This window comes from Chitinophaga pinensis (assembly GCF_007896845.1).
Taxonomy (GTDB): domain Bacteria; phylum Bacteroidota; class Bacteroidia; order Chitinophagales; family Chitinophagaceae; genus Chitinophaga; species Chitinophaga pinensis_C.
Genome location: NZ_VOHS01000081.1, coordinates 1 through 22,076 on the forward strand (window position 1 = coordinate 1; position 22,076 = coordinate 22,076).

Consider the following 22,076-nt stretch of genomic DNA (forward strand, 5'->3'; position numbering starts at 1 on the left):
CTGCAGATGACCAAAGACGGGAAAGGAAGTCCTGCCCATGATAAAATGGACTTTTAAGAGCAAAGGCAAGAAGATGGAAGATTTATTCTCTTGAAGGTGGGCACTACGCTATGCGTGAACAGCCTGAAAATCTGGTTAAAAAGCTGAAGAAATCACGCAGCAATAATCACTAACTTAGGGTATGGAAAAAAAGGTGTCCATTATCAAACAATCAGTGAATACCATAAAGTAATGGGGCTTCCCAAACCGGAACATCCACTGATCAGCGTGGTTGACTACGAGTCTGTCACCTTGCCTTGTAAAGCCGCATGAGCTTTGTTTTTGATTTTTACACGATCCTGCTGGACAAAGATTTTAAGGGTAATATGAAGTATGGTCAGCAGTCCGGCGACTTTGAAGAAGGTGTCCTGTTTTTTATGGCGCGGGACAGGTATTCGAAGTCGAATTGCTGTATGATGATGCCATCAACCGTTCCGGCTGGATACTGCTCATTCATCCTGATTTTCTCTGGAAAACGCCACTGTCTAAGTCATCCGCCAATACGATATTTTGGTTACGCAGTCAATGAGGCATTATTCCTGTCTGATAAAGAACAGAAATCCATTCTGGGCATTATGGAAACCATGGCGCAGGAATATAAAAACAATATTGACAAATTTAGTGAGCGGTAATCCTCGCACAACTTGAATTACTGCTGACCTATGCTGACAGGTTTTACCAGCGTCAATTCATCACCCGTAAAAAGTCAGGTCATTTATCCTTGAGCGACTGGAAAGTTTGCTGGACGAGTATTTCAATCAGGAACATCTGTCAACCAGCGGCATCCCGACTGTGCAGTATATTGCCTCATCTCTGAATGTCTCGCCGGGCTACCTGAGTAGTTTACTGAAATTATTAAGGGAAAAGTACACAGCATTATATTCAGGACAGGATCATAGAGCATGTTAAAGAACAGTTGTCAACCACTGAACGCTCCGTAAGTGAGATCGCTTATGTGCTGGGTTTTGAACATCCGCAGTCTCTGAGCCGCCTGTTCAAGGCAAAGACTAATTTATCACCACTGGAATATAAAAAACAATTGGGTGCCTCAAATTGAGGCACCCTCTCTTTATAAGTTTAGCGGTAACCATTTCTTATCTTCTTCATACCTCCTTCATATCAGCTTATCCGGCGTCAGCGGAAGATCTCTTAGCCGTTTGCCGGTACATTAAACACCGCATTGGCAATCGCGGCCGAAACGCCGGTAATCCCGATCTCTCCGATACCGCGGCGCCGATAGGCGAAATGTGTGGATCCGGTTTTCCAATAAATGCACATCGATCGGAGGTACATCCAGATGAACAGGTACATGGTAATCAGCCAAAGTTCGTGTTACCGGATTACCCCAGCGTTTATCGTATTCAGTTGCCTCCATCAGGGCAGCGCCGATACCGAAGATCACGCCGCCGATAATTTGTGACGGGCGGTCTTTTCCTTCATGATACGGCCTACATCGTGTACACTGGAAACGTTTTACACGAATAGTCCCGAAATCCTCATCCACCCATACTTCGGCAAACTGAGCACCAAAAGAATGAAAAGCAGTTGTTTAATATCGCTGTTTTGCTCTGCCGGAGTAATCTCTCGGTGTACAAAGTGCGCTGGGTACGGTCATACCTGCACCTGAAACTGGCTGTGTAGTAGCGCAGACTTCTATTTCACTTCGTTTGGCGCGGCTGATGATCTGTATAAGCATCAGATTTTTTCTCATCGCCATTTATAAAAAGTTTCCCCTTGCTATAACGAGCTCTGCAGGGTTGCTATTGTTGAGTTTGATGATGGATCTGCAATCGCCAATGCTGCCAGTTCCTTTCTCAGCAGAACGCAGGCTTCCATTGCCGCCGGTGAATGCTCGCTGTCGTTTGCGAACCTCCTGCCAGCGGTGCCGCCGGAAGACTCGAATCACCAATTTTTACGGTTATCCTGTCTACAGGTATTCCCAGCATCTGCAACTGTTTGAGCCAATACGGTAAAGTTCCTGTGCCGATGTCATGGATGCCGTCATGACAGTCACGTCTCCTTTGCATTCATTGTAACTTTAACGGATGCTGCGCTTCTGCCCGCGGGATAAGTGGCTGTGGCCATTCCATATCCCACAAGATATTTACCATTCCGGTGCTGCCGTGGTTCCATACTGCGGGACGACCAGCCAAATCTTCTGCACCGATGCGATAACAATCAACCAGAAAATCACTGGAGAATTCGTGGCCTTTCATTGGATCGCTGCTTGTGTGATTCGCAATTCTAAATTCAACAGGATCCATTTTTAATTTATACGCGATCTCGTCCATGGCAGATTCCAGTGCAAATGTGCCTGGTGTTTCGCCGGGTGCCCGCATGAAAGTAGGCGTACCCCTAGTTAGTGTAGTCACATTATAGGTAACCTCGCGCAGCGGCGCCTTGTACAAAACGAGTGACTGTTTTCCGCTTGGCTCAAAAATTCTGTGAGGTTATTGTATGAATCTGTATGGTGACGTAAGGCACTCAATTTTCCATCGCTGTCTGTTCCTATTGCCACTTGTTGTATAGTCGCTGCACGATGCCCCACATTGGCTGCTCATTTGTCTGGTGAGTGCCAGTTTCACCGGCCGGCTGGCAGCTTTTGCTGCCATAGCAACCAGCAGTGTATGCAGCCATAATCCTTTACTTCCAAAACCACCGCCTACAAAAGCGCTATTACCTGCACATTCTCCGGTTTGAGGCGAAGAAGAGGCAGCAATAGCGCTGGTAATGCCTACGCCCTGCGTGGCATCATATAGTGTGAGTTTATCGTTTCCATTCCAGACCGCCACAGTAGCATGTGTTCCATGGGATGATGATGTTCAGCTGGTTTGAATAGGTGTGATCTACCCGGTGCGCAGAAGTAGCAAGCGGAGTGGCAGTTTTGCCCTCGTTTACCTGCGCCTCTTCACCCATAACATCTTTGGCTTTTTTGCCTTCGGAAGCTCTGTTTTGAGATCGGTAGCCGCCTTCTCTTCAGTGTATCGTACCTTCAATTTGTAGGCGGAGCACGCGCCTGTTCGTAGGTTTCAGCTACCACTACAGCAATGAACTGTCCGAGGTAATGTATCTTTTTATCCTGAAGCGGTGGAAGGCTTTCTCCAGAAACGCTGCACCCGCTTTCATCTGTGCCTGCATGTCCAGCGGTTGTAGCTTCACCGCATTTTTATAACTGATTACATTGATTACCCCTGGTTCCTTTTTTATGGCAGCATCATCGATAGATGCAATTTGTCCTTTTGCAATTGTAGCACGTACAGGAAACGCATATGCCATACCGGGCTGATTGAATTCTGCAGAGTATGTAGCCTTTCCAGTGACTTTTAAGCGGCCATCTATACGGCTGATTGGTTTACCGGTTTCACTCATGATCTGAAAGAGTTTGTCTGTTGAAAATCTGTTTTACTATACTGATTGCCTTACAGGCCTGCCTCTATACCATAACCAGCACCGTTCAGTGCATAAGAAAGTGCCCGCACGATAGCGTCTCGGCCATCTTACTTGTGTAGTATTTCCAAAGTTTTGGCATTACTTAGTTCTGCTGTAGCCGCCGCCTCAAAGTTTGCTTCCGTGGCTTCTTTGTTCTTTAGTATCTTCTCGCAACAGTAGCTCGCCAGGGCTTATGCGCAACTCCTCCAAGAGCGATCCGGACATCTTTAATCCTGTTGCCATCCAGAGACATGGCAGCAGCAACGGAGACCAGCGCAAATGCATACGATGATCGTTCCCGGATTTTCAGATAATAAGAATGTTCAGCAAGGTCATTTTCCGGCAATTCGATCGACGTGATTAATTCTCCATGCTTCAGATTGTTGTCTATTTCCGGATTATTGTCTGGCAAGCGATGAAAATCTGCGAACCTGATGACACGCGCTTCTTTATTTGTGCCCTGCACATGAACGATGGCATCAAGTGCGGATAGCGCAACAGCCATGTCAGATGGATAAACCGCCACACATTTTTCGGACCACCCGAAAATTGCATGATTGCGATTGATGCCTTTCAGTGCTCCGCAGCCGGATCCCGGCTGGCGTTTGTTGCAGGGCATATGAACATCATAGAAATATGTGCAGCGTGTGCGCTGATTCAGATTGCCCGCGTTGGTGGCCATATTCCTGCCGCAAGAATGGCCATCGTAAGCAGTGGGTAGTTTTTGCGGATATGCTCATGATTGGCGGTAAATGAATTGGTAGCCATGCCACCAATCATTACACCCTTATCGGTCTTGTCAATTCCGCTATATTTCAGACGGGTGATATTCACGAGCTCAGAAGGATGCATCACATCTTCTTTCATCAGATCTAAGAGGTTGGTTCCACCGCCGAGAAATTTTGCATTGGTATTCGCAGAAAGAGCAGTGATCGCAGTATCAGGATCACCGGCAGTCGAAAATTTGAATGGTCTCATGGTTGATGATTGCTTGATATGATCAAATAGTACCGTCGGCAAATTGCCATACCTGGGCTACGGCCTTATCCCCGTGTACTTCACGGATGGCATTAACAATATTCGGGTACGCCCCGCAACGGCAGATATTTCCCGACATCCGCTCACGTATTTCCTCATCAGAAAGTTCAAGGGATTTCCCGGTTTTCCGTACATTACTTGTGACATAGCTGGCCTCTCCGTCTTTTGCCTCATTGATCAGCGCTACTGCTGAACAGATCTGACCCGGCGTACAATAACCACACTGAAACCCGTCATGTTTGATGAACGCTTCCTGCATGGGATGCAGCTTATTGCCATCTGCCAGACCTTCTATGGTAGTAACCTCCTTATCCTCGCAGGTGGCCGCAAGCGTGAGGCATGACAGCACACGCCGGCCATCAACGATTACTGTACAGGCGCCACACTGACCATGATCGCAACCCTTTTTTGATCCCGTCAGTTCCATTCGCTCACGTAAAGCGTCCAGTAACGTCATGCGCGAATCTAACAGCAGGTTTTGGGTATTGCCATTTACTTTGAATGAAATATTGACGCCATTTTCAATGCCGGTGGGTGGGAGTGGAGTACCAGTTGCGCTTCTGGCCATTAGTTGCTCAATACCGAGAAGATGTGTTGCCAGTAAACCTGTCCCGGTGAATGTTAACAACTTCAGGAAATGGCGTCTCTTGATTCCGGAAGTGATGATTTCACTGACTTCATCCGGCATCAATTCCTCAAGAGCACTCCTTTCTTCATCTGTTAAATCTGGAAACTTTGGTTGATCTTCCATTGTATATGTTTAAGGTTTTTAAATCTGTATCGATAGGTTACTTCTTATGTGTTACGCAGTACTGCGCGGGGTTTCATTAATACATGCTGCATTCCTGATCAGGCAATAAGTATTTCTCAGGCACCATCATTTGTTGATTGAAACATATACCAGTTGACACCCGGCAAGAAGACAACAAATGGAATGTTAATCAACTCTGAACACTTAAAGCTGGGAATTGCACAGTGACAGTGGTAATATTCGGGTCTCAAATAGTATACCGGTTACGCAGGTCTGCTGTTACCTTGCAATTTTAAAACATAGCTATCACGCAATACATCTGCTGAACCCACAGTTGTGCTAATCTGTTGCTTGATTTAATGGTAACGCAATGGTGCTGGCAGCGTCAGTATTTTTTTGGGAATTCGTTGTTTTTTCAGGAAGTTAACGTAGATGCCGGTACACAAAATCGGTAGGTAGTATGCACAGTTTGTCTCAAATCATATTTGTTGCTTTGACAAAAATCCTGTCCGAATGAAAAAGGGAGAAACCAACTTGGCTTCATCGATGCGTGTTGCGCGATGGGAGTAAGGCAGATAATATGGGCGCGAGTGGTCTTCCTGGCCAAAGTTCATAGCTTTCGTATTGCAAATACTGTGCATGCAAGGGATAAATCGGGTATGTCTGCCTGCTTATTGCCTTAATAACCATGGTGTAGCGCCCCTTGGTCTGAAGACCAACAGCTGGAAGATGAATGGACAAGAAAGGGAATTTGGGATCCGAATTTATTACCGGAAGATGCTGGCCAGAATGCGCTTAATTTGGGAGTTACAACCATTTTACCTTCTGTCTACCTTAAACCAGTAACTGTTGCCGTTAATGTTACTAAACCAACACTCACGTCCGGTCAATATGGAAAGATTATTGGCTGGGGTGAAGGACAAAGCGCTGAGGCTGTACAACAAACTATCGATGTGATAAAAAAGTTGTCGAGATCTCAGGTTAAAGAATGGGCAAGGCGAGGGCTTTCGAAATCGTGGGTTAAAGACCAATTAGCAAAATATAGTAAGTCGCTTGCTCTGGGAGGCGATAAGTTGAAAAATGCCCAACTCATTCATAGAAAGGAGTTAATGGAGAAAATATTAAAACTATGGAAATAGAGAACGTAATAGATTTAGTTATAAACTACTGGAAGACGCAAGGAATTAAAATTACTCCAAAGTCGGTTGATGAAGTAGATCGTATCCAGATATACAAAAATCTTAAGATTCCAGATGATTTTAAGGTTTTTTATTTTCATGTAAATGGCATGGAAGAGCTATATCCGAACGAGACCGACGAAGAAGGTTTTTTGTTCTATCCTCTTGAAAAAGTGGTGTCTGTTGAAAAAGAATTTGTTCTATCTAAACTGTCGAACAAACAAAATATTTATATTTTTTCCGAATATATGCATAGAAGCTGGTGGTATGGATTTGAACTAATCGACGATGAAAGATATAGGATAGGGATTATCCCAGATAAGGACTCTTTTGTGCCAATTACAGATAGCCTCTCAGGTTTTTTAAATTTATATTTGGAGAACTCTTCGAAATTATACGATTATTAGCGTGAAAAAAAGCGCAGCGTTATAGTGCACTTTCGGCCTCTACAGGTCTTTAGCAGAAACATTGTGCCTATGCGGCCGTTGTCATGGTGTGCTATAAATTGAAGAAGGGGAAATGTTCTTTAATACCATACCGCTTGTGGGATTCTTCTTCTTGCGGTAGACTAATACCGACAAATTCTGCTTTACGTTCATTTTGTCACATTTAAGCGTTAGAAAATTCGCTCTTCAAACCCACTACAAGCATATCATTTTGCCGCGTAAAAATTCCCGAAGCCCGCACCAGTCAAAGTTTTTTGCATAAAAAAAGCGCAACATAAGTCGCGCTTTTGTGAACCGGAATGGATTCGAACCATTGACCTACTGCTTAGAAGGCAGTTGCTCTATCCAACTGAGCTACCGGTCCGTTTTCCAAATTTTTGCCATACATTAGCGTTTCATTTGGGAGTGCAAATCTATGTAAAAATCCATTAATTCAAAATAAATTTTAAAAAAAATATGGAGGTCAAAATTGAACCCAGCTGGAAGGAGGTCCTCAAAGACGAATTTCACAAAGCCTATTTCGAACAAATCGTCATGGCACTCAAGCATGAAAAAGCCGTAGGAAGTACTGTTTACCCTCCTGGAAACCTGATTTTCAATGCATTCGAAAGAACCCCCTTTGACAAGGTAAAGGTCGTACTGCTTGGTCAGGACCCCTATCATGGTCCCAATCAGGCCCACGGATTATGTTTTTCGGTACAGGATGGTATTAAGCCTCCTCCATCCCTTGTCAACATTTATAAGGAGATGAAAGAAGATCTCGGCCTGCCGATTCCACAGGGAGGTAACCTGACCAAATGGGCAGACCATGGTGTACTGATGCTCAACGCTATGCTGACTGTAAGGGCAAACGAGCCCGCTTCTCACAGTAAAATAGGTTGGGAGAGCTTCACGGACTCCGTGATCCGGAAAGTGTCTGATTTGAAAGAAAACGTGGTGTTTATCCTTTGGGGACGTTTTGCACAGGATAAACAGGTCCTGATAGACGCCACCAAACATCATATCCTGAAAGCAGCCCATCCGTCTCCTTTTAGTGCAGATAAAGGCTTTTTCGGATGTAAACACTTCTCGAAAACCAATGAACTGCTTTTGAAAGCCGGTATTGAACCGGTGGACTGGCGTTTATAAGATAAAAACAACAAAGGCCTCGCCGGATGGCGGGCCTTTGTGCTTTGTTTACGTGTACTGGTGTAGGTTCAACTATTCTTCTTCCGCACTGTTTTTCATCTTCATCAGCAGTGCATATGCATTTTTAGTAACAATTTTTGTCGCTTCAGTAATACCCGGTGCCGAAAACTGCTCCTGCCCCTCATATACATTACCCGGTATTACAGGGACCATTTTGAACAGATTGTTGCCCTTATCCTCAAAAACATAGAATTTATTCTCCCAGCGCACAATGGCCGCCTCACTTACCGTAAGTGCTGTTACATTGTTAACCACCACTTCCGCATTCATGAACATACCCGGCAATAAAGAAGCGTCAAACTGCTTAAAATGGCAATGAATGGTCGCCATACGCTCCGCATCCAGATTTTTGCTGATCAGCAGGATTTCTGCCTCATATTTCTTGTCAGGATGCTCATTGGTATAGGCAATCACTTTCTGGCCAATAGAGAGCTGATTTACGTCCTTTTCGAATACTGTGAGGGACAGATGGATGTCACTGGGATCCACCAGCTCAAAAAGTACATCGGTCGGAGAGGTGTATTTCCCTATATTGACATTCACTTTTGCCACAAACCCGTTGATAGGAGAGTAGATATTCACACTTTTGGAGATATTCCCCGCATGTAAATGTGAAGGATCGATCCCGATCAACTCCAGCTTACGTCCAAGCGCCTGCATGGCAATACGCTGACTCTCCATCTCCGCTTTCGCTAATTGAAATACCTTATCACTGCTGGCCTTACTGGCATTCAGCTCCTGTTGACGCTTATATTCCGTCTCCGCAAAACTGAATTTCTCCTTCGCCAGCAGATAATCCTGCTGTAACTGAATAAACTGCATATCTTCCAGTACACCCAGTACCTGTCCCTTGCGGACATGCGTACCCGGTAACAGGTCTGTTCTTTTCAAATAACCACCCAGCGGAAAACTGACGCTCACCGTACTTTGTGGGGGTACATCGATCGTACCCTGTAAACGTAGGGTACCGTTGACCGCCGTTGTGGATGCATGTCCGGTTTCGATACCGGCATTTTTGATCTGGTCCGGCGTCAGACTGACAGCGCTGCTATCTGTCATTGCTGCTGCAGCTTCGGTAGCTGCCGGTTCTTTGGACGCTTCCTGACTGCCACACGCGGTCAGGAAAAGGACATATAAAAAGAGATATTTGTGCATGTCTTGTTGAATTAGCTATTTTGTAGTTTCAGTACCTGTATGACAGACTGGTTATAGTTGTTCAGCATATCGAGATATTCATTCCGGATACCAATGGCCTGATCCACGAGGATCACCCATTGCAGATAATCAATCTCTCCGCCCACAAATTGTTTATCGGCTGTCGTAATGATGGCTGCCGCATTTTCCAGACCTTTTGTCTGATAATATTGCAGACTCGCCGCATACTTGCGCAGCTCCGTCTGCGCATTCTGCCATTCCGTTTGTGTCTGTAAAAGCGCATAGTCAGTCCGCTGACGCGCCAGCTGCCAGTCTACACGTGCAGCTGCTGCTCTGGAACGCTGTGTGCCAAAGAACAACGGAATATTGATACCCGCATTCACATAACTGAAACGTTTGCTGTTATCATAAAATACCTCCTGACCATTTACATTCTGCAGACCATTAATACTCTGATTATTATACCCCACAAAGAAATCAGGTAGTAATTTCGATTGCTCCGCCCGCCAGCGCCATTGCGCAGCCGCAGATGCATGTTCCAGTGATTTTATCTGTGGCAGCTGACTAAAAGTGGTATCCGCTGCAGTATTAAACGCCAGACGGATACTGTCAGGGGAAGGCTGATACACAATACTATCACCCAGCAGCAGATTGAACTGTCTGGTCGTTACCTGTATGTCTGAAAGCAACATCTCCAGCTGATTGGCAATCTGCTGTCTGTGAGACACCGCCGTCGTCTGTTCCAGTATATTCGTCTCACCCGTTTTGAAACGCAGAGTGGCCTTTTCTTCGAATAAACGATAGATGCTATCCGCATACTGTAACAACTGCTGCTTTTCGTACAACCATACCCAGTCGTAAAACACCTTCCGGACATTCGCCCGTACATCCTGCTCCGCCAATTGTGTCTGCGCCTGCGCAGCGAGATAGTTTTCTTTTAACGCCTTCTTCTGATGACCATACACTGTCGGAAAACTCAATGCCTGTGTAATACCAAAGCGGTTATCATTATTGATACTGTTGATCTTTCCATAGTCGGCATTCAGCTGCGTTTTCGGAAGATCCACGCCTGTCTTTTGTCGCAGACCTTCTGCTCTTTCGTTCAGACGGGCATTGGCTGTCTGCAGGTTATGACTCATCGCAATATTGATCGCCTCCTGCAAGCCCACCGGACGCTCCTGTGCCTTTGCAGCAGGAATACACAGCAACAAGATCCCCGCAATGATCACCGCTTTATGCACAGTCACCTTCTTCTTTCCTTCAAATAAGAGATACAATGCCGGCAACACAAATAATGTCAGCAGAGTGGCTGTCAGCAGTCCGCCGATAACAACTGTTGCCAATGGTCTCTGTACCTCAGCACCTGCACCATCACTCAATGCCATTGGCAGAAAGCCCAGTGAGGCTACCGCAGCTGTCATTAATACCGGCCGCAAACGGTTACGGGTACCCTGCATCACCAGTTCCAGTGTATCTGTGATACGCCCTTCTTTTTTGATACGATTAAATTCAGAGATCAACACAATACCATTTAGTACGGCTACGCCGAATAATGCAATAAATCCGACACCGGCAGAAATACTGAAAGGCATGCCTCGCAGCGCCAGTGCAAATACACCCCCGATAGCAGATAAGGGGATCGCTGTATAGATCAGTGCTCCTTCTTTTACAGAAGAAAAAGCAAAGTATAACATCGCAAAGATGAGCAGCAACGATACCGGTACCGCTATACTCAGTCGTTTTTTCGCCTGTTGCAGGTTCTCAAAAGCGCCGCCATAGGTCATGGTATAACCGGGCGCCAGTTTTATTTTGCTGTTGACCTTATGTTGTAATTCTTCAACGATGGACTGCACATCTCTTCCTCTCACATTAAACCCGATCGTGATTCTGCGCTTCGCATTCTCGCGCTGTATCTGGTTGGGGCCTTCTATTTCATCAATAGCAGCTACCTGATATAACGGGATCTGATTGCCGGTACCGGTGGCTATCATCAGGTTTCGCACATCCTCTATGTTTCGGCGGCCTTCGTTACCCACTCTCACTACCAGATCAAATCTTTTTTCACCTTCATATACCTGTCCGGCCGCAGCACCTGCAAAGGCCGCATTCACCGTGCGGTTTATTTCATCGATATTCAGACCGTATTTCGCAATCTCATTCCTGTTATAACGGATCACCACCTGTGGCATACCGGTTACTTTCTCCACATACCAGTCCGCAGTCCCTTTTACCGTCTTACTGATATTCCCGATCTGTTCCGCATATTTCGCCAGCTGGTCCAGATCTTCTCCGAATACCTTACACACCACGTCCTGTTTGGCGCCTGTCATCAACTCGTTGAAACGCATCTGTACGGGGAACTGGAAACCCATAGTCACACCGGGAATCGCATTCTGTACAACAGCCGACATCTTATCCGCCATCTCCTGAAAGCTTTTCGCGCTCGTCCATTCAGATTTGTCTTTTAATACAATGATCATATCACCACCTTCGATCGGCATCGGGTCTGTCGGTATCTCCGCACTGCCAATACGGGACACGATTTTTTCTACTTCCGGGAATTTAGATTTCAGCAAACCGGAGATCTGCCGGAAAGTAGTAATCGTCGTACTCAGGTTTGTACCAATCAGTAACCTCGTCTCTACCGCAAAATCACCTTCTTCCAGTTGTGGAATAAATTCACCCCCCATTCTGCTGAATATAAGTATCGCCAGTGCGAATAAGCCAAATGCAAAAGCCACCAGTGTTTTGCGTACACGTAATGCCCTGCTGAGCACCTGCTGATAAATACGCTCCAGTTTATCCATTACACGGTCAGAGAAATTCGGTTTATGCGTAAGCTTCTTACTGATAAATAAAGCACTCACCATCGGCACATAGGTCAGCGACAGGATAAATGCCCCCATAATGGCAAACGCGACGGTTTGTGCCATTGGTTTGAACATCTTACCCTCAATACCCTGTAGCGAAAGAATAGGCAGGTATACTATCAGGATGATGATCTGTCCGAATACAGCTGCATTCATCATACGGGAGGACGATCCTGCAACCTCCGCATTCATCTCATCCTGCGACAGCAGGTTGACATGCTGATACTTTTTAGAGAAATGCAGGTGGTGAAGGATGGCCTCCACAATGATCACCGCGCCATCTACAATCAATCCGAAGTCCAGTGCACCAAGGCTCATGAGATTACCACTCACGCCAAAGGTGTTCATCATAATGATGGCAAACAGCATGGATAAGGGGATAACAGATGCTACGATCAACCCTGCCCGCAGGTTACCCAGAAATATTACCAGTACAAAGATGACAATCAGCGCACCCTCCAGCAGGTTATGCTCTACAGTGCCGATCGCATTGTTCACCATTTTCGTACGATCCAGAAAAGGCTCTATACGCAGCCCTTCCGGTAATGTCTGCTGGATCTCTGCAATACGTTGTTTCACATTTTGGATCACTTCGGAGGAATTTTCCCCTTTCAGCATCATTACAATGGCCCCGGTCACTTCACCGGTATTATTGTAGGTCAGCGCCCCGTAACGGGTAGCAGCGCCCATTCTGACACTGGCCACATGCCTGATCAGAACAGGTACGCCCGCCGAAGTATTCTTAACAACGATATTTTCAATATCTGAGATACTGCCTGCCAGCCCCTCACTACGGATATACATCACAGTCGGCCCCTTTTCTATATAAGCACCGCCGGTGTTCTGGTTATTGGTCTGTAATGCAGTGAAGATATCATTGATGGTCAGGCCCAGCGACTTTAACTGATAGGGATTAATAGCGACCTCATATTGTTTTAATTCTCCGCCAAAGGTAGATACATCTGCTACCCCTTTTGTGCCCAGCAACTGTCTTCTTACCATCCAGTCCTGTATAGTGCGCAGGTCGGCAAGATTGTATCTGCCCTCATAACCGGGCTCCGGACGTAATACATACTGGTATATTTCTCCCAGACCAGTAGAAACAGGCGCCAGCTCCGGTTTACGGGCATTCTCCGTCATCTCCACCTGCTGCAGTCGCTCCGTCACCTGCTGTCGGGCCCAGTAGATGTCTGCATCGTCCTCAAACACAACACTGATCAGGGACAGCCCGAATCTGGACATACTGCGGCTCTCTTTGAGATGCGGAATGTTGCTGATAGCCTGTTCTATAGGAAAGGTGATCTGCCTTTCCACATCTTGTGCCCCTAATGCGGGAGCAGTAGTAATAATCTGTACCTGATTGTTGGTAATATCAGGTACGGCGTCAATTGGCAGACGGGTGACTTCAAAAATGCCATAGATAATCCATAGCAGCATGAATAACCCAATTACCAGTTTGTTTTTAACTGAGAATTGAATGATCTTATCGAGCATGATTTGCTGTTGAATAAATTGCTGGAAAACCAATGCAGGACACTAACGGAGATAATCCCGCTGTATCAGGTCAACGCATTGAATAAATAAATGTGGACAAATCAGGCGCAGGGCGGTCTGAAAGGAGAAGTAAGATTAGGATCGGGGTGATATTGGTCCTTATAAGCTATAAATGTATGGGGTATGATCTGTTCTGCAGCAATGATCTGCGGTACAGTAGAGAAACGTACGATCAGTACCTGATGAATATTGATATTCACTTTTTGAAAGGGAGCTGATTGTCTCTGGCGTTGTCGTTGTCGTCCAGATCCTGCCCCCAGTAGTGCATGGCGAGAAAATCCAGCAGACTCACCTTTGGATCACGCTCCTGATGCTCCTTAAAGTGCTCAAATAGCACCGGCAGCTTCAGAAACTGTTCCAGGGAAGTGTTTTCCACTGTCATAAATATTACCAGTATGTAAAGGCATACTTTTCTCACAGCGGCAAAAGTAAGCCATATGCCCGGTTATCCAAGGGCATAGATAAAAAATATGACCATATAAATAGAGAATGTGATGAATGGTCTGACAATTGTATTGCTCCATTTACAATATTTATCGACATACAACTGGCAGCAGATCATCCGCGAAAGCTATTTATTATCGGATCCGTCTTACGCCTGTTGACAATAGCGACGTCGACGAAATACATGTAGAACATTTTTAATTGCATAAGATATAAGTGATCAGCAGATGATAGTTAACTATACAAGTGAAGGCTGGGAGATTATTACGCAACGCGCCCATGGCATGCTGTCAGCAGCAATAGCATATAACTGGAATGATAGCGTAAAGACACAGCGATGGCTGGAAACATTGATGGCAATAGCAGAACATGACGACGGACAAACAGAGCTCAATGGAGCGGATCTGCTGACCAGCTCAGGTGGTCCTGTGGACTTTAAGATGCGCGATATTACAATCGATCACTGTATAAATACAATCAATCTCGCCCTTAGCAAGAGTACCTACATTGCCTTACTTTGCTCTATGCACCTTGAATTTGTATGTGGAAAAAACTGTGGTAAACACGTAACAGCTTTCCTGAAAGAACAACAAAAGGCACGTGTAAAATGGAGGCATCAGTTGAAAATGACATCCGCTGAGGCCGACAGAGACTATGCCTTGCTGGAATGGTGTGACGCACTTTCCCTGCTGCTGTGCCAACGGGAGAACCAACCGGAACACAGAGCGGTGGATATCAGCCGGGGACCTGATAAAAAGAATTACCAGCTTATCCAGAAAGATGCAGATACACTGACAGTAAGCCCCTGGCCTTTCAAGCCGGATCAGTTTCAGGTACAATATGAAAAGAGATTGCTGCCCGCATTGGCCTATAAAAGCGCCGCAGAGTTTAAAGAGGCACTGCTGCATGCACCGCTCGAATTCAGAACCTGGACCTTTGAGAAATAAGGATGCTGAAGCCACCGGCTCTTAATTATTAAGTCCATCAGTTTTCAATTTGGTGTCTTTTTTACATTTAAAATACCTGCTTTCTATTTCTACAAAGGATTTTTTACTATCTTGTCATTCGCCTGCTACCCTTAAATAAAGCACGGATGATGAAACGAATTCCACTGATATGTTTGACTTTACTCGTCATGGCACTACACGCCATGGCGCAATCTGCTGAAATACAATACCTCTCCGGTACAGGGAGTGATGATACAGTCAACTGGCAGTTTTCTGTACCTCCGGCAGTAATGCCGGTAAATGGACGACGATCCCCGTGCCCTCCTGCTGGGAATTACAAAGCTTTGGTAAATATGACTACGGGTTCGCAAAAGATAGTATCCGTGGAAAAGAGCGCGGTCTGTATAAATATAGTTTTCAGGTACCTGCTGCATGGAAAGGAAAAAAGTGAACATCGTTTTGAAGGCGTAATGACGGATGCTACCGTTAAAGTGAACGGCGTTTCCGCTGGTCCCACACATCGGGGGGCTTTTTATGCGTTTAAATATGATATCTCGGCATTACTGCAATACGGTTCATCTAAAAACCTGCTGGAAGTCACCGTAGCAAAGCACTCCGCGAATGAGTCTGTTAACGCAGCTGAACGCAGGGCCGACTTCTGGCTCTTTGGTGGTATTTTCCGCCCCGTATTGCTGGAAGCCTTGCCGCAACAACACATTGAAATGCTGAAGGTAAATGCAGGGGCAGACGGTGTATTACACGCAGACATGCAGTTAAATACCTCCTCCGCTACACAGATAACAATGCAGCTATATGATAAGGATTTGCATAAAGTGGGCGGATTACAGACAACACCCGTTCATGGCGCTTCCCTGCAACTCAAGGCAAAATATGAAGGTCTCCGGTTATGGTCTGCCGAGTCTCCAACCTTATATACCGCCGAATTCTCTTTGCGCGATAATAATAAAGTCATCCACACCATCCGTCAGCGTGTAGGTTTCCGCACCATCACACTTAAACAGCGTGATGGTATTTATGTAAATGGTGTGCAGATGAAATTCAAGGGCGTAAACCGCCATTCCTTCCGTCCGGAAAGCGGAAGAACCACCAGCAGGACGATCAGTATAGAAGACGTTTTGTTGATCAAAGAAATGAATATGAATGCTGTCAGGATGTCTCATTACCCGCCTGATGGACATTTTCTGGATGTATGCGACTCCCTCGGATTATATGTTATGGACGAACTCGCAGGCTGGCACGGAAACTATGATACGGAAACAGGTACAGGGCTGGTAAAGGAAATGATCACACATGATGTAAACCATCCATCTGTCATTATGTGGGCAAACGGGAATGAAGGCGGACATAACAAAGCATTGGACCACCTCTTCCCGGAGCTGGATCCCCAACAACGTCCTGTAGTCCATCCGTGGCAATTATTTAACGGTATAGAAACACAACATTACCGCGAATACAACTATGGCATCGCTAACTATGAAAATGGAAAGGAAATCGTTATGCCGACAGAATTCCTCCACGGACAGTTTGACGGTGGTCATGGTGCCGGTCTGGAAGACTACTGGAAAAGATGTGGCACAATCCATTGAGTGCAGGCGGCTTCCTGTGGGATTTTGCAGATCAGGGGATTGTGAGAAAAGACCTGCATGACTCTCTGGATACAGATCATCACAGGGGGGCAGATGGTATCGTCGGACCACACCACGAAAAAGAAGGCAGTTTCTTTACCATTAAAGAAATCTGGAGCCCTGTGCATATGGAAAGAAGAGAAATCACTCCGGCCTTTGATGGCATCCTGCATATTGAAAACCGTTACGCATTCACTAATCTGAATCAGTGTACCTTCTCCGCCAGATTAGCCGGGCCGGCTACTAACCGTACAGATTCATTCGCCATTACAGCTCCTGACATTGCTCCATTTGAAAAAGGCCGCTTACAACTGCAACTGCCTGCCAACTGGAACTCCTATGATGTGCTGTATGTCACTGCCAGCGATAAAGATAAACGGGAGTTGTTCACGTGGAGCTTCCCTGTTGTACGTCCTGTTCAGGTGACGCAAAGAAACATCGATACGGTGGGCAAAAGTGAGGTATTCTTTAAAGAAGCAGATTCACTGTGGATAGTCAGTGTAAATAATATGCAACTGACATTTAACAAATACAAGGGCCTGCTGAAAAATGTCAGCAATAAGGGCCGTACCATCCCTTTCAATAACGGTCCCATATTGCAGGAAGGAGAAAACAACTTTGCCGGTTTTAGTCATCACTACGAAGGAAAGAACCTGATTATCAGCTCCGCTTTCGACCGCAAACAAAGCTATAACACGCTTCAATGGATCATCTATCCGTCCGGTATTGTGAAAATGACAGTCCATTATTTCCCTGCTGCTTATTTTACCACGTTTGCCGGCGTTAATTTCTCTTTTCCTGAATCGGACATGGTAACTGTTGATTATATGGGAGACGGGCCTTACAGGGTCTGGAAAAACCGTTTAAAAGGCACTCGTTTTGGTGTCTGGCACAAAGACTATAACAATACAGAAACAGGGGAGCTGGAACTACCCGGAATTCAAAGGATACTACGCTAACATGTACTGGTGCGATTTCAACACCAGTCAGCAGTCCTTCAGGGTGTATACAGAGAATGAAAGCCTTTTTCTCAGACTATTCACACCTGCATGGAAAACAGACCAGTGGCATAACTATGAACCTCTCTTTCCGGCAGGCGACATCTCTTTTATGCAAGGGATCAGCAGCATCGTACCAAAACCCAGCGAAATGAAACAACTGGTCCGATGGGACAGCAAACATATTCTATGATTATGAGAAAGAACCGGAAAGAGCATTACAGCTCACACTATACTTCGACTTCTCCGATAAGTAGACAGCATAGGATGATCTGTCTGTGATTTTACTTTAGATTCCATTTCGCATAATGCCATGTTATGAAAAAAACGATCCGATTCCTGCTGCTCTTTATGGGCTGCTTCTTCTTTGTTTTTACCCGTCTGCAGGCACAGCAGACTTCCGACAGCGCTTACCGTCGCCCGCTGAAAACCGTACTGGCAGATGTGGAAAAGAAGTTTGGTGTACAAATCCGCTACAATGAAAAACTGGTAGCCAATAAATACGTCGCTTACGCCGATTGGCGCTACCGTCCGACATTAGAAGCCACATTGGAAAACATACTGTCGCCGCTCGACCTGAAAGTGAAGAAACAAAGGTATCTATAAACTGAGTGAATACGAATACTATCGTTGGGCAGTAGCTGACGGATGGGCCGAACTCGATAGGATAGCTGCCAGTATAATAATCAGCAGGAGTGGGAACAACGCAAAGCACAGCTCAGACCTTGTCTGCTGGAAGCCCTGCAATTAGCGCATCTGCCTGCAGCGCCCGCGTCTTCTCCCATCATCACTGCAGAAAGAAAATATGACGGTTATACCGTACGTAATATTGCCATTGAGATCTTACCGGGTGTATACATCAATGGCTCTTTATACAAACCGGCAAAATACAAAGGGAAGATACCTGTGATCCTTAATCCTGATGGTCACTGGCAACAACAACGCTATCGTCCCGATTGCCAATACCGTTGTGCCGCACTCGCCCGCATGGGCGCTATGGCTTTCAGTTATGACCTCTTCGCATGGGGAGAATCCCAGCTGCAATTTGAAGAAGCTGACCACGGAAAAGCCTGTCCATGTCTATACAGGCTTTAGGATCTGTACGTATACTGGACTATCTGCTTTCACTAAAAGATGCAGATACTTCGCGTGTGGGTATCACGGGTGGTTCCGGCGCCGGTAGTCATACCGTGCTGCTATCTGCTGTAGATGACCGGATCAAGTAAGTGCGCCCGTTGTGGCGATCAGCTCCTATTTCTAGGTGGTGGTTGTCCCTGCGAAAGTGGTATGCCGGTACATGCATGTGGTAATCGCACCGATAATGTTGAAATTGCAGCCATGGCAGCACCGCATCCACAACTGTTGGTGAGTGATGGTGGTGACTGGACAGATAAAACACCTGAACACGATTATCCTTATCTGCAAAAGATCTATGGCTACTACGGTAAGACAGCTAACGTCAGCAATGTACACCTGCCCGCTGAAGGACATGATTTCGGTATCAGTAAAAGAACCGCGATCTATGACTTCATGGCAAAATACCTCGGACTAAACCGCGCTGCCGCCGACGAATCAAAGATTACTATTGAGCAGCCTCCTGCATGTAGTGTATTCGGAGAAAAAGGAGAACGCCTGCCGGCAGACGCAATCCATGGTTTCGCACAACTGGAAAAAGTATGGCATCAGCAATAACTACTGCACAATGAGGAAATGGTGGATGATCAGCTGTTTTGTCTGTATGCACTCAGTGCCGATGCCGCGGATATCTATGTCGCTGTCACTGGTAAAGACCAATACCCCGGTACCATCACCCAACCAAAAGCAACATTGGGCGCAGCCTTACAACAAGCAAGAGAATTAAGAAGACTGAATGATGCCTCCATACAAGGTGGTATACACATTATTATAAAAGAGGGCACCTATGCCCTGTATGAACCTGTATTCATCCGTCCCGAAGATGCAGGTACAAAGGAATCTCCTACTATCATTGAAGCGGCGGATGGTGAACATCCTGTATTCAGTGGTGGCATCCGCCTCTCCGGTTGGCGTCCATTGAACGGCAATCTAAAATATGGGTGACAGATGTACCCGCCATCGGAAATGAACTGTTAAACTTCCGCCAGCTCTGGTGAACAATGTAAAAGCTGTTCGCGCAAAGGATACAAATGGCGATAGTATGCGACGCATCCTTTCATGGGATCATCAGACAGGCACCTGCGGGATACCTCTTCCAATATCGTGGATTGAACAACTCCTCCGGATTGGAAATGTTCATCCACCAATGGTGGGCCATTGCTCATCTGCGTATTAAAAGTATGACGGTACATGGGGATAGTACCCTGCTGACTTTCCATGATCGGAGTCAAAATACAATCCGCGCATCCATGGCCTGCACCGTGGATACGAAGGAATCAGCAACTCCGCCTTCTGGCTGACAAACGCCTTCGCCTTCCTCGACGAACCGGGAGAATGGTATCTCGATGTAAAAGCACAACAGCTACTATATGCCCCGCCCGCAGGAAGATATGTACCGGGCTGTTGTCATCGCTCCTGTACTGGAATCTTTGATCGTATGCAGGGGACCATCGATCACCCTGTATCATATATCACTTTCAAAAACATTTCCTTTCAACATACCACATGGCTGCGCCCTCAGAAAAAGGACATGTGCCATTACAAGCCGGATATACTGCTGGATGCTTATAAACTGGAAATACCCGGTACACGGATAAAAAGGACTGGAGAATCAGGCATGGATCGGTCGTCCTCCGGCAGCCGTAGATGTCTCTAGGCATCAGTCACCTTCAATGCCTGTCGTTTCGAACATCTGGCATCCACTGGTCTTGATTACCGCGTCGCTTGTCACTATGATAGCATTTATGGGAATCTGTTCAAGGGATATCGTGGAACAGGTATCAGTGGGCAGTATTCAGATGAAGCCATGGAAACACACCTGCCTTATAACCCGCAAGACAAGAGAGCCGTCTGTAGCCATATACAGGTAACCAATAATCTGATAACAGACGTCACAATGATGACTGGGGCACGCTTGTATCAGCGCAGGTTATGTCAGCAATGTACCATCGCCCATAACGAAGTGAATGAGGTATCTTATACGGGCATCAGTGTTGGTGATGGATGGACAAAGACTGTGAATGTCATGAACAATAACAGGATCATCGCCAATAAGATCCATCACTATGCAGACATATGTACGATGTCGCCGGTATCTATACCTATCTGCACAAACCCGGATCGGAGATCAGTTATAACTATATCGACAGTATCTACAAAGCACCATACGCACACATTCCCAATCACTGGTTTTATCTGTATACGATGAAGGGACCGCTTATTATACCGTCAGACATAACTGGTGTCCGGCGGAGAAGTTTCTGCAGAATGCGAATGGTCCCGGGAATATATGGGGGATAACGGTCCGCAGGTAAGCGATAGTGTGAGACAAAGCGCGGACTGGAACCTGCTTACCATCAGCTGTTGTCTGAAAAGGCAGCAACACATGCAACACAAGCGATCAATCAATATCATCAATAACGGACACGGATTATGAAAAACAACATGCTGAAAGCCTGCCCGCTGCTCTTTATCGTATTTGTATTTGTCAGGATGTGCTCGCGCAATCCCAGTCTACGTGATATGGTATCCCGGCGACTTTGAAATCTGGCTGAGTAACAATATGCAGAACCGTCGTACAGAAAGAAATACTTTCTATCCTGTATTCTGGAAATATGACAGTCATTATCCACTGATAGATTTCATAAGGACTTCGACCTGACTACCGCAGAAGAAGTGAAGATCTTTACGGAAGGTGCTTATAATGTGAAGATAGATGGCGGGCAATAGAAGGGACGCCGCAACAGATCACCGTACCTGCCGGTCATCACCGCATCAATATCAAAGTATTTAATCAGGCAAATGTGCCGGCTGGTATGTGGCGGGAAAGACGATGTGTCTGATAGCAGCTGGCTGGTGACTTTTGAAGAAAAGAATGGATGATGAAACAGGTAAGGCTTCTGATGTTTCTGCACAAAAATGGTGAATGCCGGTAGCTGGAACTTCGACCATCCGCAGGCATTGCCTGCTGCCTGCAAACCCCCTTACACCCACAACATGCAAGCAGTGCCAATAAAAGCAATGGTGCTACACTCGTTGATTTCGGTAAGGAAACTTTCGGGTTCATCCGCCTGCATGGTGTACAGGGAACAGGCAACGTTACCTTAACTATGGCGAAAGCAAAGAAGAGGCATTAAATGCAAAAGCTGCTGAACATACGATGTCTTCTCTTTCCGGAGACAAGCCAAAACAGACTCCCTGATGCCATCTTCCAAGCATTCCGCCTATGTCAACATCGTGACCAGTGGTGATGTGAAAG

General features: G+C 46.0%; 31 protein-coding genes, 1 tRNA gene and 3 pseudogenes. 21 read left to right on the forward strand and 14 right to left on the reverse strand.

Going from position 1 to position 22,076, the window contains the following annotated elements; translation table 11 throughout:
• Window positions 1–308: 308 nt before the first annotated feature.
• A complete protein-coding gene (locus FEF09_RS34615) occupies window positions 309–671 on the forward strand; it encodes a hypothetical protein (protein ID WP_315898201.1) in 363 nt (120 codons plus the stop codon).
• Window positions 672–955: 284 nt separating this feature from the next.
• Window positions 956–1,096 carry a helix-turn-helix domain-containing protein gene (locus FEF09_RS34620; protein WP_315898202.1) on the forward strand — a complete coding sequence of 47 codons (141 nt, stop codon included), beginning with the start codon at window positions 956–958 and terminating at the stop codon, window positions 1,094–1,096.
• A gap of 111 nt (window positions 1,097–1,207) precedes the next feature.
• Here the strand turns inward: FEF09_RS34620 and FEF09_RS35180 are convergent.
• From FEF09_RS35180 to FEF09_RS29415, 8 genes and pseudogenes are all read right to left on the reverse strand, one after another.
• A pseudogene (locus FEF09_RS35180) lies at window positions 1,208–1,567 on the reverse strand (molybdopterin cofactor-binding domain-containing protein); the annotation flags it as partial.
• 21 nt (window positions 1,568–1,588) lie between these two features.
• A complete protein-coding gene (locus tag FEF09_RS31230) occupies window positions 1,589–1,750 on the reverse strand; it encodes a hypothetical protein (RefSeq protein ID WP_222597264.1) in 162 nt (53 codons plus the stop codon).
• A 316-nt stretch (window positions 1,751–2,066) separates the two neighbouring features.
• Window positions 2,067–2,831, reverse strand: a pseudogene (locus FEF09_RS34145) (molybdopterin cofactor-binding domain-containing protein).
• On the reverse strand, window positions 2,806–2,955 hold the full coding sequence (locus tag FEF09_RS31235; protein WP_186774620.1) for a hypothetical protein: 150 nt from the start codon (window positions 2,953–2,955) through the stop codon (window positions 2,806–2,808). The pseudogene FEF09_RS34145 and the gene FEF09_RS31235 overlap by 26 nt, the downstream one beginning before the upstream one ends.
• Window positions 2,956–3,078: 123 nt before the next feature.
• Window positions 3,079–3,408, reverse strand: a complete 330-nt coding sequence (locus tag FEF09_RS29405) for a xanthine dehydrogenase family protein molybdopterin-binding subunit (RefSeq protein ID WP_146308387.1) — start codon at window positions 3,406–3,408, stop codon at window positions 3,079–3,081.
• Between the two features lie 217 nt (window positions 3,409–3,625).
• On the reverse strand, window positions 3,626–4,150 hold the full coding sequence (locus tag FEF09_RS32355; RefSeq protein WP_222597265.1) for an FAD binding domain-containing protein: 525 nt from the start codon (window positions 4,148–4,150) through the stop codon (window positions 3,626–3,628).
• A complete protein-coding gene (locus FEF09_RS32360) occupies window positions 4,126–4,446 on the reverse strand; it encodes an FAD binding domain-containing protein (RefSeq protein ID WP_222597266.1) in 321 nt (106 codons plus the stop codon). Before FEF09_RS32360 ends, FEF09_RS32355 begins: the two co-directional genes overlap by 25 nt.
• Window positions 4,447–4,468: 22 nt before the next feature.
• Window positions 4,469–5,257, reverse strand: coding sequence for a 2Fe-2S iron-sulfur cluster-binding protein (locus FEF09_RS29415; protein ID WP_146308389.1), 789 nt, complete (start codon window positions 5,255–5,257; stop codon window positions 4,469–4,471).
• An 800-nt stretch (window positions 5,258–6,057) separates the two neighbouring features.
• On the opposite strand from FEF09_RS29415, the gene FEF09_RS29420 reads away from it, so the two are divergent.
• Entirely contained in the window at window positions 6,058–6,396 is a 339-nt protein-coding gene (locus tag FEF09_RS29420) for a hypothetical protein (protein WP_146308391.1), read from the forward strand.
• Window positions 6,387–6,842, forward strand: coding sequence for an SMI1/KNR4 family protein (locus FEF09_RS29425; protein ID WP_146308393.1), 456 nt, complete (start codon window positions 6,387–6,389; stop codon window positions 6,840–6,842). Before FEF09_RS29420 ends, FEF09_RS29425 begins: the two co-directional genes overlap by 10 nt.
• A gap of 329 nt (window positions 6,843–7,171) precedes the next feature.
• On the opposite strand, the gene FEF09_RS29430 is transcribed toward FEF09_RS29425, so the two are convergent.
• Window positions 7,172–7,245, reverse strand: a tRNA-Arg gene (locus tag FEF09_RS29430).
• Between the two features lie 92 nt (window positions 7,246–7,337).
• Between FEF09_RS29430 and ung the strand changes: the two genes are divergently transcribed.
• Window positions 7,338–8,009, forward strand: a complete 672-nt coding sequence (gene ung, locus FEF09_RS29435; RefSeq protein WP_146308395.1) for a uracil-DNA glycosylase — start codon at window positions 7,338–7,340, stop codon at window positions 8,007–8,009.
• 72 nt (window positions 8,010–8,081) lie between these two features.
• Here the strand turns inward: ung and FEF09_RS29440 are convergent, their stop codons facing one another.
• The 4 genes from FEF09_RS29440 to FEF09_RS29450 all read right to left on the reverse strand — a co-directional run bounded on the left by FEF09_RS29440 (window position 8,082) and on the right by FEF09_RS29450 (window position 14,024).
• Window positions 8,082–9,224 (reverse strand): efflux RND transporter periplasmic adaptor subunit, encoded by a 1,143-nt coding sequence (locus FEF09_RS29440; protein ID WP_146308397.1) that lies wholly within the window; start codon window positions 9,222–9,224, stop codon window positions 8,082–8,084.
• 11 nt (window positions 9,225–9,235) lie between these two features.
• Window positions 9,236–13,588 carry a CusA/CzcA family heavy metal efflux RND transporter gene (locus tag FEF09_RS29445; protein WP_146308399.1) on the reverse strand — a complete coding sequence of 1,451 codons (4,353 nt, stop codon included), beginning with the start codon at window positions 13,586–13,588 and terminating at the stop codon, window positions 9,236–9,238.
• Window positions 13,589–13,689: 101 nt separating this feature from the next.
• Entirely contained in the window at window positions 13,690–13,848 is a 159-nt protein-coding gene (locus tag FEF09_RS31240) for a hypothetical protein (RefSeq protein WP_186774621.1), read from the reverse strand.
• A complete protein-coding gene (locus tag FEF09_RS29450; RefSeq protein ID WP_146308401.1) occupies window positions 13,845–14,024 on the reverse strand; it encodes a hypothetical protein in 180 nt (59 codons plus the stop codon). Before FEF09_RS29450 ends, FEF09_RS31240 begins: the two co-directional genes overlap by 4 nt.
• A 295-nt stretch (window positions 14,025–14,319) precedes the next feature.
• Here FEF09_RS29450 and FEF09_RS29455 point away from each other — a divergent pair, with 295 nt between their 5' ends.
• From FEF09_RS29455 to FEF09_RS35195, 12 genes are all read left to right on the forward strand, one after another.
• Window positions 14,320–15,039 (forward strand): DUF3891 family protein, encoded by a 720-nt coding sequence (locus FEF09_RS29455; protein ID WP_146308403.1) that lies wholly within the window; start codon window positions 14,320–14,322, stop codon window positions 15,037–15,039.
• Window positions 15,040–15,185: 146 nt separating this feature from the next.
• Window positions 15,186–16,646, forward strand: coding sequence for a glycoside hydrolase family 2 protein (locus tag FEF09_RS34150; RefSeq protein ID WP_261387913.1), 1,461 nt, complete (start codon window positions 15,186–15,188; stop codon window positions 16,644–16,646).
• Window positions 16,628–17,644 carry a hypothetical protein gene (locus tag FEF09_RS34155; protein WP_261387914.1) on the forward strand — a complete coding sequence of 339 codons (1,017 nt, stop codon included), beginning with the start codon at window positions 16,628–16,630 and terminating at the stop codon, window positions 17,642–17,644. Before FEF09_RS34150 ends, FEF09_RS34155 begins: the two co-directional genes overlap by 19 nt.
• Window position 17,645: 1 nt before the next feature.
• Window positions 17,646–17,876: a hypothetical protein gene (locus FEF09_RS34160; protein ID WP_261387915.1), complete on the forward strand. Its 231-nt coding sequence runs from the start codon at window positions 17,646–17,648 to the stop codon at window positions 17,874–17,876.
• A 125-nt stretch (window positions 17,877–18,001) separates the two neighbouring features.
• Window positions 18,002–18,289, forward strand: coding sequence for a hypothetical protein (locus FEF09_RS34165; RefSeq protein ID WP_261387916.1), 288 nt, complete (start codon window positions 18,002–18,004; stop codon window positions 18,287–18,289).
• 300 nt (window positions 18,290–18,589) lie between these two features.
• Complete coding sequence (locus FEF09_RS34170; RefSeq protein ID WP_261387917.1) at window positions 18,590–18,778, forward strand: hypothetical protein; 189 nt, start codon at window positions 18,590–18,592, stop codon at window positions 18,776–18,778.
• Window positions 18,760–18,909 carry a hypothetical protein gene (locus FEF09_RS34175; RefSeq protein ID WP_261387918.1) on the forward strand — a complete coding sequence of 50 codons (150 nt, stop codon included), beginning with the start codon at window positions 18,760–18,762 and terminating at the stop codon, window positions 18,907–18,909. The genes FEF09_RS34170 and FEF09_RS34175 overlap by 19 nt, the downstream gene beginning before the upstream one ends.
• A complete protein-coding gene (locus tag FEF09_RS34180; RefSeq protein WP_261387919.1) occupies window positions 18,893–19,375 on the forward strand; it encodes a hypothetical protein in 483 nt (160 codons plus the stop codon). The genes FEF09_RS34175 and FEF09_RS34180 overlap by 17 nt, the downstream gene beginning before the upstream one ends.
• Before the next feature lie 18 nt (window positions 19,376–19,393).
• Entirely contained in the window at window positions 19,394–19,762 is a 369-nt protein-coding gene (locus FEF09_RS34185; protein WP_261387920.1) for a hypothetical protein, read from the forward strand.
• 97 nt (window positions 19,763–19,859) lie between these two features.
• Complete coding sequence (locus FEF09_RS35185; protein WP_409994903.1) at window positions 19,860–19,994, forward strand: hypothetical protein; 135 nt, start codon at window positions 19,860–19,862, stop codon at window positions 19,992–19,994.
• Window positions 19,951–20,118 (forward strand): hypothetical protein, encoded by a 168-nt coding sequence (locus tag FEF09_RS35190; RefSeq protein WP_409994904.1) that lies wholly within the window; start codon window positions 19,951–19,953, stop codon window positions 20,116–20,118. Before FEF09_RS35185 ends, FEF09_RS35190 begins: the two co-directional genes overlap by 44 nt.
• Entirely contained in the window at window positions 20,115–20,474 is a 360-nt protein-coding gene (locus tag FEF09_RS35195) for a hypothetical protein (RefSeq protein WP_409994905.1), read from the forward strand. Before FEF09_RS35190 ends, FEF09_RS35195 begins: the two co-directional genes overlap by 4 nt.
• 273 nt (window positions 20,475–20,747) lie before the next feature.
• Here FEF09_RS35195 and FEF09_RS34195 read toward each other — a convergent pair whose 3' ends face one another.
• A complete protein-coding gene (locus FEF09_RS34195) occupies window positions 20,748–20,882 on the reverse strand; it encodes a hypothetical protein (RefSeq protein WP_261387921.1) in 135 nt (44 codons plus the stop codon).
• A 177-nt stretch (window positions 20,883–21,059) separates the two neighbouring features.
• Here FEF09_RS34195 and FEF09_RS34200 point away from each other — a divergent pair, with 177 nt between their 5' ends.
• From FEF09_RS34200 to FEF09_RS35210, 4 genes and pseudogenes are all read left to right on the forward strand, one after another.
• Window positions 21,060–21,254: a hypothetical protein gene (locus FEF09_RS34200; protein ID WP_146308407.1), complete on the forward strand. Its 195-nt coding sequence runs from the start codon at window positions 21,060–21,062 to the stop codon at window positions 21,252–21,254.
• Between the two features lie 215 nt (window positions 21,255–21,469).
• A pseudogene (locus FEF09_RS35200) lies at window positions 21,470–21,547 on the forward strand (hypothetical protein); the annotation flags it as partial.
• Window positions 21,548–21,564: 17 nt separating this feature from the next.
• A complete protein-coding gene (locus tag FEF09_RS35205) occupies window positions 21,565–21,660 on the forward strand; it encodes a hypothetical protein (protein WP_409994906.1) in 96 nt (31 codons plus the stop codon).
• 129 nt (window positions 21,661–21,789) lie between these two features.
• Entirely contained in the window at window positions 21,790–21,954 is a 165-nt protein-coding gene (locus FEF09_RS35210; RefSeq protein ID WP_409994907.1) for a hypothetical protein, read from the forward strand.
• The last annotated feature ends 122 nt before the right edge of the window (window positions 21,955–22,076 follow it).